Source organism: Enterococcus sp. AZ088, from assembly GCF_051714845.1.
Classification (GTDB): domain Bacteria; phylum Bacillota; class Bacilli; order Lactobacillales; family Enterococcaceae; genus Enterococcus; species Enterococcus faecalis.
In genome coordinates this window covers 1,869,514-1,881,722 of record NZ_JBIOSQ010000001.1, presented here as the reverse complement: position 1 = coordinate 1,881,722, position 12,209 = coordinate 1,869,514, and the positions used below count along the sequence as shown (strand labels likewise).

Here is a 12,209-nt window from a genome sequence, read left to right as displayed (position 1 = left end):
GTGGTTTAGTGAAAAGATTTTCACTTTTTTTACTAATTTTACTTGCTTTAACAGGTTGTAAATCCGGTGAAAAAGAATTTGATGAAGAATCTCTTCAAAATCTAAAGGAAACGGCACAGTCTTATTCAGAAACAGAATTACAAAATGGTGACGTTCGTTTAAATGAATATATTTCTTTGAAAGGGGAGATTGTTGAGAGCGACAGTCGTTCCAGTTTAATAAAAAAAGGTGATCGTTTTATTTTGAAAAGTGGTTCTAGTAAATATCAAGTTTTTAATGAGCAAAAGAAAAAATTGAAAATTGGTGACGAAGTGACAGTTTACGGAGAATATTACGGCTTTTTGAAAGGGACATTAATTGAAAGTGAGGAGAATCATGATTCAGCCACGAATTAGACAGAATCCTTTTGAAACATACGAAGAAGTTGCAGAAGGATTTGAAGATTTATTAGCGCCACTGGAATTGTTTTTTGATCGAGAATATCAAGGTCATCTGGATTTAGGGACACACGGGACAGTTTATTCTAAAGGAACACGTGATGCGGAGGCATTTTTACGACCATTATGGGGACTAGGTCCTTATGTAACGCAAAATGAAAGTGAGTATTTGAATGACTTTCTAACGGGAATTATCGAAGGCACCGATCCTGAGAGTTCATCTTATTGGGGAAAAACAAAAGATTATGATCAATTGATTGTTGAGATGGCAGCATTAAGTACATTTCTTTTGTTAAACAAAGAAAAAACGTGGGACCAGCTAACAAAAGAACAGCAAAATAATTTACACAGTTGGCTGATACAAGCCAATGAAAACATTATTCCGCCAAATAATTGGCATTTCTTTAGAGTGTTGCTGAATTTAGCGATGAAACATTGTGAAATGCCGTATTCAAAAGAACAGATCGCTGTTGATTTGGCTGTAATTGATCGTTTTTATGTCGGTAATGGTTGGTATTATGACGGAGTCGAGACACAAGTTGATTATTATGTTTCTTTCGCTATTCATTATTATAGTTTATTGTATTGTCGTTTTGCCCCGGAAGATACCGCAAGAGTGGCTATTATGAAGGAACGAGCAACTTTGTTCGCGCAAGAGTTTAAATATTGGTTTACTCAGCCAGGAGAAGCGATTCCCTTTGGACGTAGCTTAACGTATCGTTTTGCTCAAGTGTCATTTTTTAGTGCCTTAGTTTTTGCAGATGTTGAAGCATTGCCGTGGGGTGAGATCAAAGGTCTAATCAGCCGACATCTTCATCAATGGATGAACAAAGATATTTTTACAACAGATGGATTATTGTCGGTAGGTTATGATTATCAAAATATGGTCTTTGCTGAAGGCTATAATGGTCCTGGTTCACCTTATTGGGCCTTTAAAACATTTATTTTGTTAGCGGTTCCAAAAGATCATCCTTATTGGCAAGCAGAAACACAGCCTATTAGCTTTCCAGAAAAACACTTACCTTCACCAGAAAGTCGGAACTACTATCAAGTAAATGATGCAGGGACACATGGTTTAATGTTTCCAGCGGGACAATTTATTAATTATCAAGCTCATGCGCATGATAAATATAGTAAATTTGTTTATTCTTCCCATTTTGGTTTCAGTACTATAAAGAGTGATTATTGGTATTACGAAGGTGCTTATGATAATTGCTTGGCTTTAGCTGAAGACGACCACTATTTCCGCACGAAAGGATTAGATGATCAGTGCGAAATTCTTGATGATCGTATCATTCATCAATGGCATCCTTGGTCCGATGTAGCAATCAAAACGACAATTGTACCATTAGAAGGCCAGCATTTACGGATCCACGAAATTGAGACACAACGTGCATTAGTGGCTTATGAAGGTGGCTTCTCAATCCCGCTCTTCGATGAAAAGGTCACTTGTGTTTCTGATCAAATGGCTGAGGTAAAAAATGCAAAAGGTGTGTCAAAAGTAGAAAATATCAACGGTTTTTCTGAAGCTGCGATTATTCGGACAGAACCGAATACAAATTTACTTTATCCGTTAACGGAGTTGCCATATTTGAAAGCAAACTTGTCGAAAGGGAAACATCTTTTAATTTCATTGGTGACAGGCGTACTACCGAATGAACAAATTGAGCCAGTTAAAGTTAGGTTAAAAGAAAATCAGCTTTTAGTTGAAGAAAAAGTTGTAATTTTGGGGAATTAGGGGGAGAAATACACAATGACAGAAAATGGACAGATTGAGTGGTTGCCGAAGCAAATCAGTTTTGCTTTAAACAAAGTTCGAGGAAATTTAGAGACATTTAAAGAATTAGTTCCACCCGCGGCAAGTTTAAATCAAATTTATTATCCTGAAGAAAATATTGACTGGACGGCCAGCTTTTGGCCAGGAATGTTATTTTTAGCAAAGGAATTAACAAATTCAACAGAGTTCGATGAGGTGATTGCCACACAGATGGCTTCTTTTCAACATCGCTTAGATGAACAAATTGAGCTGGAGACACATGATATAGGCTTTTTGTATATTTTAACAGCCATTGCCGATTATCAAGTCAATGGTCATGAGGCCTCAAAAGAAATGGCCTTGCAAGCTGCGGACTTATTAATGAAACGTTATTCACCAAAAGCCAAGATTATTCAAGCTTGGGGGAATTTAGACGATCCAGAGCAACGAGGTAGAATGATTATTGATTGTTTAATGAACTTACCATTATTATACTTTGCAGCAAAAATGACTGGCAAGCAAGAGTATTATGAAGCTGCCTACAATCATGCGAAACAAACACAAAAATATATTGTGCGAGAAAATCACACCACGTTCCATACGTATTATTTTGATACGGAAACAGGCGAAGCCTTGTACGGAAAGACACAGCAAGGATACTCAGATGATTCTTGTTGGGCTCGCGGCCAAGCCTGGGGAATTTACGGCTTTACGTTAAGTTATTTATATACAGGAGATAGTAGTTTTCTGGAAACAGCAAAAAATGTTGCTGATTACTTTATTCAAGAATTACCAGAGGACAAAATCTGTTACTGGGATTTAATTTTCAATGAAGGGAGTGAAGAAGAACGTGATAGCTCATCTGCTGCAATTGCTGCATGTGGCTTACTAGAATTATCTCGTCAGCTTCCATTAAATGATGAAAAACATGGCTATTATGAAAAGGTTGCGCTAGAACTATTACAAGCATTAGCGGAAAAGTATACAACGGTTTTACGACCAGAGTCGAACGGCCTATTGCTTCATGGTGTCTATGATAAAAAAACAAATACAGGAGTCGATGAATGCATGATTTGGGGCGACTACTTTTATTTGGAAGCGTTAACTCGTTTAGCGAAAAGCTGGTATTCTTTTTGGTAATTCATGGAGGAAAACTCCTAAAAAATAATAAATAGCGGAGGTAGTACAAATGAAATTTTGGAAAAAAGGCTTAACAGTGGCAGCGTTGTTAGCAGTGGCGGCAGTAACTTTAACAGCATGTGGTGGTTCAAGTGAAAAGAAAGCAACTGAAAAGAGTGAAGATGGCAAAACAAAATTAACAGTAACTACTTGGAATTATGACACGACCCCAGAATTTGAGAAATTATTCAGAGCTTTTGAAGCGGAAAATCCTGATATCACTATTGAACCGGTGGACATTGCTTCAGATGATTATGACACAAAAGTAACAACGATGCTTTCATCAGGAGATACGACGGATATTTTAACCATGAAAAACTTACTTTCATATTCTAATTACGCGCTACGCAATCAATTGGTGGATTTAACCGATCACGTTAAAGATTTAGATATCGAACCTGCCAAAGCAAGTTACGAGATGTATGAAATCGATGGTAAAACCTATGCTCAGCCTTACCGTACAGATTTCTGGGTATTGTATTACAATAAAAAAATGTTTGATGAAGCCGGAATTGCCTATCCCGATAACTTAACTTGGGATGAATATGAAGCGTTAGCGAAAAAATTATCTAAACCAGAAGAACAAGTATATGGTGCCTATCAACATACTTGGCGCTCAACCGTTCAAGCGATTGCTGCTGCTCAAAACAATGCCAATTTGATTGAACCAAAATACAATTATATGGAAACTTATTATGATCGCGCATTGAGAATGCAAAAAGATCAATCACAAATGGATTTTGGAACAGCAAAATCAACAAAAGTAACGTATCAATCACAATTTGAAAATTCAAAAGCGGCGATGATGTACATGGGTAGCTGGTACATGGGGACTTTATTAACCAACATTGATGATGGCAAAACAAATGTCGAATGGGGGATTGCCGAAATACCACAACAAGAAAAAGGCAAAGCAACTACCTTTGGCTCACCGACAAGTTTTGCAATTAATAAAAACAGTAAAAAACAAAAAGCTGCTCAAAAATTCTTAGACTTTGCTTCAGGTAAAGAAGGTGCAAAACTTTTAGCAGAAGTAGGGGTGGTTCCTTCTTATAAAACAGATGAAATTGATAAAATCTACTTTGCAAGAAAAGGAATGCCTTCAGATGAAGTCTCACAAAAAGCCTTTAACCCAGATACAATTAATTTAGAATTCCCATCTGATAAAAACGGTGCCGCAATTGATAAAGTATTACAAGAAGAACATGATTTAATTATGGTCGGCGACGAAAAACCAAAAGATGGTATTGCTAACATGGAAAAACGTGTCAAAGCAGAGATAGACTAACTATTATTTCCTGCAAAAACACAAAAGATTGATGAAAAAAATAAGCTGAAATGAGTAACCTACAATGAATTTCAGCTTATTTTTTTAAATAAAGAATGTAGCTTGAGTTTGGAAGGAGGGCCTGTTAAGTTCACTTAACAGAATACAATTATGGAAATTACTTCAAAAACAAAAACAGCAAATAAATTGAGACGAAAAAATACGTGGACTGCGTTATCTTTTATCGCACCAAACTTTATTGGCTTTTTCCTCTTCACTTTAATCCCGGTTATCTGTTCACTGATTTTAGCTTTTATGAGTTGGGATTCTTTTTCAACTCCTGAATTTGTCGGAATGAAAAATTTCACCAAAATGATTCATGATGATACGTTTTGGATTTCGTTAAAACAAACGTTTATCTATACGATTGGTGTTGTTCCGTTAACATTGATTTGCTCATTAGGACTAGCGATTTTGTTGAATCGTAAAATTAGAGGGATGAAATTTTTTAGAACGGCTTTTTTCTTTCCTTATGTAACGTCATTAGTTGCGATTGCGGTCGTTTGGAATATGCTATTTCATCCAACAATGGGACCAATTAATCAATTTTTGAAATTATTTATTGAAAATCCTCCTGGCTGGACATCTAGTTCTACTTGGGCTTTACCAGCAATTATCATCGTTAGTGTGTGGCGCTTTATGGGGTATTATATGATTTTGTATTTAGCTGGTTTACAAAGTGTGCCAAGAGAATTATATGAAGCAGCGTCAATGGATGGCGCGGGTAAATGGAATCAATTTTTAAATGTTACCTTACCTTCACTACGACCAACGACCTTTTTCGTGACTATCATGCTTGTAATTAACTGTTTCAAAGTGTTTGACTTAGTTCAAGTTATGACTGGTGGTGGACCAGGACGTGCAACGAATGTGTTAGTTTACGAAATTTACAATGAAGCCTTTGTCAAATTTAATTTTGGTTATGCATCAGCCATTGCGATGGTCTTATTCATCATCGTTCTAGCGATTACTGTGGCTCAATTTAAATGGAATCAACATCAAGAGAAAGTTTAGGAGGAGAAAAGATGGAAGCAACTTTTTCAAAAAAAGAAAATACTCGAAAAGCAAAAACGAAAAAAGCAGAAAAAGTCACACCTGGTGGGATCCTTGTAATCATTCTCTTAACTTTACTTGCGTTAATTACCTTGGTGCCTTTCATTTGGATGGTTTCAGCATCATTTAAAACAAACAATGAAGTTTTCACCATTCCAATTCAATGGATTCCTAAAAGTTGGCATCCAGAAAACTATTCCGTTATTTGGGAACGCATTCCATTGTTAACTTTCTTTAAAAATACGTTATTTTTAAGTATTGTGATTACGATTATTCAACTATTTACTTCAAGTTTTGCAGCATATGGCTTTTCAAAAATGAATTTTAGAGGAAGAGATACACTTTTTATTACGTACATCGCAACAATTGCTATTCCTTGGCAATCGTATATGATTCCACAATTTATTATGATGCGTCAATTAGGTTTGACTGACACGTTATGGTCACTTGTTTTATTACAAGCATTTAATGCATTTGGGGTCTTTTTACTGAAACAATATTACAGCAGTATTCCAGATTCACTATGTGAAAGCGCGCGGATTGATGGGTTAAGTGAGTGGGGAATTTATTGGAAAATTATTTTACCATTAACCAAACCAGCTTTAGCCAGTCTCACGATTATTACTTTTGTGAATACATGGAATGACTATATGGGACCTTTCATTTATTTATCTTCTACTGAGAATAAAACGATTCAGTTAGGTTTGAAAATGTTCGTCGGTTTATTTGATGCTGAATATGCCTTAATCATGGCCGCATCAGTGGTTTCTATTTTACCAGTAGGGATTGTCTTTTTAGCAATGCAAAAATACTTTGTTGAAGGTATTGCTACATCTGGAATGAAGAATTAGGAGGAAGTTTGAATGTTTACTAAGCAAACCTTTGATAATAATATCTATATGAAAATTTTTCGCTGGCTTTACATTTTATTTATCGGTAATCTAGGGCTTCTCTTAGTGAACATTCCTTTTTTCATAGCGGTGATTAGCTTAGACATTGATCCACGAAACCTCCCACTTTTTGTAGTAACGTTGTTGCCGATGGGGGCAGGGATGATTGCACTTTTAGGTTTAATCGATACTTTTAAAGAAGAAAAGGAGCTGGATCCATTTAAAACTTTTTTCCAAAAGTTTCGTCAGTTTGGGTTAAGAGGCTTTCTTATCAGCTTGCTAGGCTTAGGAAGTAGCATCATCAGTGTGACAGATATATTCTTTTTTGCCAAAACAACGATTGGTAAATGGTTTATTCCATTGATGGTCCTTCTGCTAATTTTTGGGTTAGCTATTATGCTGAATGCTTGGTATTTTCAAGTACGAAACCCGCAAGCTTCTTTTAAAGATGTGTTTCGGATTTCAATTTACTATGGACTGCGGAAATGGTATGTCAGCTGTCTAAATGTTTTTTTACTATTCTCAATGTTTGCAATGATGTTTTTGAAGCCACAGTTTGGGTTTGTTGTAACCCCTGTCCTGTTCCTAGGGATTATTTATTTAAATACTGGGAAATTGCATGAAAAGCAAAAAAAGAATAAATAATTTTTACCTAATAAGTAATCTCGATTTTCAGGAAAATGAATGAAGGTGGGGTTGCTTATTTTGTTCTTGCCTTGTTTATTAAAGTGGAGGGAGCGAACGAATGAAGAAAAAAATAATTATTTTAAGTAGCTTTTTGATAGGTGCTATTTTTGTGCTCGTTATTTTTACTACCAGCCAGCAAAGTATGATTAATAACGAAGCAATCCAAGTCGAAGAATTAATTGTTTATGGCGATAAAAATATGAATCGTGTAGCGAAGCAATTCTCTGATCAGAATAATTTAACTTCGTTTGGGAAAAATTTCTGGCGCAAAACGTATAACGGAAAATCACCCACTCAGGAACTACTGAAGGTTGCAACGAAGGATTTAGTACAACATAAAATGATTAAACAGCTGGCGACGGAGTTAGAAATAGCCCACTCACAAACATTTGGGCAAGAAAAAAAAGAATGGCAAGACCAAAAGAGCAGTTTAACGCTCTGGCAATTTTTAGATGCAAAAGATCAACAATTACAGGACCAAATAAAAGAGAAATTAATGGAGAAAGAAAAGCCAACGCAAAAAGAATTGCGGCAGGCCTTTGAGCAATTGGATGATAAATATAAAAAGACCGATTACTTTATTGAAGCAATTGAAATTCCAAATTTTTCAGGTAAGCAAGCAGAATTAGAAAAAATAGCCGAAGCAATCTCTCCGAATCTATCTTATGAGGAGACGTTATTGGAATGGCAAAATAAATTACCTAATCTTGTTATTGCATCGTATCAATTGAAGAGTGCAGAAATCCAAAAAGAGGATATTTATTCGTTGTCTGTTGGGGAGATTCTTAGTGAAAAAGCTGTTGGTACCGTGGTGAAAGGATACCACGAAAACCAATACTTTTATATTTTTAATAAGGAAGGAGGGCAACTTTTACAGTTTGAAGAAGCACCACAATTTGGCAAAAATGCCTATATCAACACATGCTACAAAGAGAAATTAGCTACGTATCAACAAGCAACCAAAGTAGACTTGTTGGAGAAAGACAGAGAAAAGTTTTTTCAAAATTATCAAAATAAAAACAGTTAAGGAGCAGAAAATGAGAAAAAAAGCGTATTTTAAAAGTGTAACCATTTTCCTTTCTATTTTGCTTGTTTTTTCCCAGCTTCAATTATTTAGTCTTCCTGCTTATGGGGAAACGGTGAGTGATCAACCGTTACTTTTTCGTTCAGTAGGTGTCGCTCAAAATGGAACGACCTACTATGTGGATGGGGAAGGAGGAAATAATGCCAATGATGGGCAGTCTCCAGCCAGTGCTTGGCGTGATTTTGAAAAAGTGAATCAGACGGAGTTTCAGCCAGGCGACCATCTTCTGTTGAATGCGCAAAGTACCTGGAACAACCAATTGTTGCATCCAAAAGGGAATGGGACAGCGGCACAAAAGATTGTCATTGATTTTTATGATACGAATGACAAAGGAGAAACCATTTTTGAAACAACACGGCGTCCGATTATTAACGGTGGTGGCACCTACAGCACAGGGACTTTCAAACGTGCAATCTCAGGGGCCGTGCAGTTAGTGAACCAAGAATATTGGGATATTTCAAACTTAGAAGTGACAAATACACCAGAGCTAGATAATCTCGAAGGCTATAAGAAACCAGGAGATGCTCAAAGAGCGGGGATATTAGTCCTAGGATATGAACAAAATCGAACGTTCAATAGTGTCACGATACGGAATAACTATGTTCATGACGTTCAAACAGAATATTATTTGAATCTAAGTGGGAATACTGCAACCAAACGATTAAAAGCGGTAGGTGGAATTATTGTTTTAGGAAGTTGGTTTGATGAGAATGGCAATGTAGTAACGGCAGCCAATGATCATCGAACAACGACTGGATTTAATGATATTTTGATTGAAAATAATGTGATTCAACGAGTGGGACTTGAAGGAATTCGAACAAAAGCTGATTCAGATACCTCAAGAGGCAACACTTTCTACAAAACGTTTTCTAATATTACGATTCGTAATAACTATTTAGAAGATATTGCTGGCGACGGAATTGTCTTGTCAGAAGCCAAAAGTGGCGGTGTCGTCGAAGGAAATGTTGCTGTCCGAATGTGCAATGCCGATTATGGTACACAAAATTACGCGGGCGTTTGGGCAATGTCTGTAGATGACGGACTGTTCCAATATAACGAAGTATACGGAATCAAATATGGATTTAACGATGCTGAAGCTTATGATGTGGACATGCAGTCAAACAATGTTATTTATCAATATAACTATTCACATCATAATACTGGCGGCTTTTTATTGCTTATGTCTGATCAAAAAAATTCGGTTATTCGTTACAATATCTCAGCTAATGACGGCGGTGGTAACCGAGGAACAGGTAAAGATAATCCAGGCGGAGCTGGTGGCTACAATTATAAAGAACAAAGCATTTTCCATTATTGGGTAAAAAATGATGGAGCGGCAATGCCAACTATCCACAATAATACGATTTATGTTGGCGATGGCATTTCAACATCATTATTTGGTGAAGGAAATAGTTCTGACAACAGTGGTACAGTAGCCAATTTTTACAATAATATTTTATACAAAGAAGGTACCGGACAATTAAAATTCTTATCTAATTATCCAACAAATGGGACACAACCAATTGAACGTAAAATGGTCGATAATCCAGAAAAATATTTCAAAAATAATGTTATTTGGCCAAAAGAAATTGCTACAGAAAAAAGTGGTGCAACTGTTGCAAAATTAGTATCAAGTGGAAACATTTTTGAAAAACCACAATTAGAAATCACAGATAACCCTGAAAAAGTGAAAGAGTTGGCAGAGCAAGAATTTACGACAATGAAACCAACAAAAGATAATGTGGTTGAATTTACTTCCAAAGAACGCTTACGTCAGCGAGCACAAATGTTCCAATTAAAAGAAACCTCGCCAGCGATTGGTAAAGGCTTGTCGGAAGTGAACAGTGCGGCCGAAGACTTCTTTGGAAATAGCTTGAAAAATAAAGTTTTAGATATTGGTGCGCAACAAGCATCCACAATTGAAAAAAATATTCGTTATCAAAATCAAGTGTTAGAAATTAGTTCGGCAACAGGTGTGTATCCTAATTTGCCAGAGCAAGTTGAACTAACATACGAAGAAGTCGTTAATGAGGAAGTGGTTGCGACAGGCAAAAAAGAATTTAAGTTACAATGGGAAGCAATCCCTCAAGAAAAAATTAATACAGCAGGTACAGTTGAAGTTGCAGCAACAGTTATCGGCTTACCGATAGATGCTGTCAAAGTAACAGCCAAGGTCTCTTTTGAGGGTGAACTTGGTGAAGGAAAAGACACCGTTAAACTAAAAACAGCTCAAACTGCCTATGTTCAAAAGAGTGATGGTAACCGAGCATACTCTGCTATAGCAGGCGGTACCGCTGCCATTAGTTCAGGAGACGCCTATAAATATCCTTATGGAGTAAACTATACGGGCAATTACGCATTAAAATTAAAAAATGCTAGTTCTGCAGGGTATAATCGCCGGATTTACGTTGAAATTGATACACAAGAATTGAAGAACTATCAATCACTAAAAAGTGCCAATTTAGAACTAAATGTGATGCGTTATGATGCGTGGAATGGTGCTGGCAATACAAATGATGAACGTTTGAAAAATACGCAGTTCCAAGTAGATGTTTATGGAACAGATACTAATTGGATGAGTAACACCATTACTTGGAACAATGGTCCAAATAATTTAAATGTACCAAATGAAGAATTTATTGCTCGACAATCTTTTACAAATAGTTCAATTATGAATAATCAAAATACAATCTCTATTGATATTAGTAACTATCTACGAAAGCTAATTCAAAGTGGTGAGAAAATTCCAGCCAAGTTAAGTTTCTTATTAGCGATTACAGACAGTCGTTTGCCTGGTTATGATTCTGATAATGCTGGGTTTGATGCTTTTTCAAAAGAAGGCGCACAAAAGGCCTATCAAGACTTTTTAGCAGGCAAATTGACCTTGCCAACTGGTCAACAGCTAACAGAGGATAGTTTAGCTCCTAAAATTGTTTTATCGAATGTTTTCGAAGTCAAACATGAGTCGATTGAGGTTGCGACAGAAGCGGGTCAAGCCCCTAAACTACCAGAAAAAACAACTATTTTTTATTCGGATGGTTCACAACGAGAAGTGACTGTCAATTGGTCAGAAGTTCCAGCATCTTCTTATCAAAAAGAAGGAACATTCACTGTTGTAGGACGAGCAGCAGGTGTCTCAATGCCAATTATTGCCAATGTAAAAGTCACCGCTAAACATATTGTTGGATTCAAGGAATTGCCTACGCTGGATCGACTAACAGGCACCTCGCGAGGCGAACTGAATTTGCCAACTGAAGTAATTGCAAAATTAGATGATGGTAGCGAAACGAAATTGAAGGTTATTTCTTGGGATGACGATGTTAGTAATTATTCGCCAAGTAGCCCGCCAGGTACTTACCAGTTCCCTGCTGCAGTAGAAGAAAAAATAGGAATTGCGAATCCTGATGAACGAAAAATCTTCCAAGTCGTGCAAACTCATGCGATTCCTGAAAGAGTTCAATTTGCTACAGAAACAGCCACTATAAAATCAGGCGAAAATTATCAAATTCAATCTAAAGTGATTGGTCAAGCGCCGCACACAGAAACGGATGCTTGGAGCTCGCAAGTCACGTATGAGTTGGTTACACCAGATTCTGGCAATACAGTAAGTGTAGATGAGAACGGTCTGATTAGGACAGAAGCAACGACTGCTGCAGGAAATTATCAAATCAAAGTAACAAGCAAAGTTTTACCGGTAGTGACTGCACAATTTTCAATTAAAGTCACAAAATAAATAAACTGTTTGAAGAGACTGGAACAAGAATTGCTGTAGCTTGCAATCTTTCTAGTCTCTTCG

The 12,209-nt window shown here is 36.6% G+C and carries 9 protein-coding genes; all 9 read left to right on the top strand.

Annotated features, from left to right (window positions below):
- Positions 1–8: 8 nt before the first annotated feature.
- The 9 genes from IGL17_RS09115 (at position 9) to IGL17_RS09075 (ending at position 12,146) form a co-directional block, all read left to right on the top strand.
- Positions 9–395, top strand: a complete 387-nt coding sequence (locus tag IGL17_RS09115; RefSeq protein WP_002356835.1) for a hypothetical protein — start codon at positions 9–11, stop codon at positions 393–395.
- The gene (locus IGL17_RS09110; protein ID WP_002398050.1) at positions 376–2,175 is read left to right on the top strand and encodes a DUF2264 domain-containing protein; all 1,800 of its coding nucleotides are present in this window, start codon (positions 376–378) and stop codon (positions 2,173–2,175) included. The genes IGL17_RS09115 and IGL17_RS09110 overlap by 20 nt, the downstream gene beginning before the upstream one ends.
- Positions 2,176–2,190: 15 nt before the next feature.
- A complete protein-coding gene (locus tag IGL17_RS09105; protein WP_002362143.1) occupies positions 2,191–3,333 on the top strand; it encodes a glycoside hydrolase family 88 protein in 1,143 nt (380 codons plus the stop codon).
- Between the two features lie 49 nt (positions 3,334–3,382).
- On the top strand, positions 3,383–4,660 hold the full coding sequence (locus IGL17_RS09100) for an ABC transporter substrate-binding protein (protein ID WP_016618169.1): 1,278 nt from the start codon (positions 3,383–3,385) through the stop codon (positions 4,658–4,660).
- Between the two features lie 150 nt (positions 4,661–4,810).
- Positions 4,811–5,713 (top strand): carbohydrate ABC transporter permease, encoded by a 903-nt coding sequence (locus IGL17_RS09095; protein WP_002356840.1) that lies wholly within the window; start codon positions 4,811–4,813, stop codon positions 5,711–5,713.
- On the top strand, positions 5,686–6,603 hold the full coding sequence (locus IGL17_RS09090) for a carbohydrate ABC transporter permease (protein ID WP_002383582.1): 918 nt from the start codon (positions 5,686–5,688) through the stop codon (positions 6,601–6,603). Before IGL17_RS09095 ends, IGL17_RS09090 begins: the two co-directional genes overlap by 28 nt.
- Positions 6,604–6,615: 12 nt before the next feature.
- Positions 6,616–7,287 carry a hypothetical protein gene (locus tag IGL17_RS09085; protein ID WP_002389950.1) on the top strand — a complete coding sequence of 224 codons (672 nt, stop codon included), beginning with the start codon at positions 6,616–6,618 and terminating at the stop codon, positions 7,285–7,287.
- A 100-nt stretch (positions 7,288–7,387) separates the two neighbouring features.
- Positions 7,388–8,356, top strand: a complete 969-nt coding sequence (locus tag IGL17_RS09080; protein ID WP_010775982.1) for a hypothetical protein — start codon at positions 7,388–7,390, stop codon at positions 8,354–8,356.
- Between the two features lie 10 nt (positions 8,357–8,366).
- Positions 8,367–12,146 (top strand): Ig-like domain-containing protein, encoded by a 3,780-nt coding sequence (locus tag IGL17_RS09075; RefSeq protein ID WP_016618170.1) that lies wholly within the window; start codon positions 8,367–8,369, stop codon positions 12,144–12,146.
- The last annotated feature ends 63 nt before the right edge of the window (positions 12,147–12,209 follow it).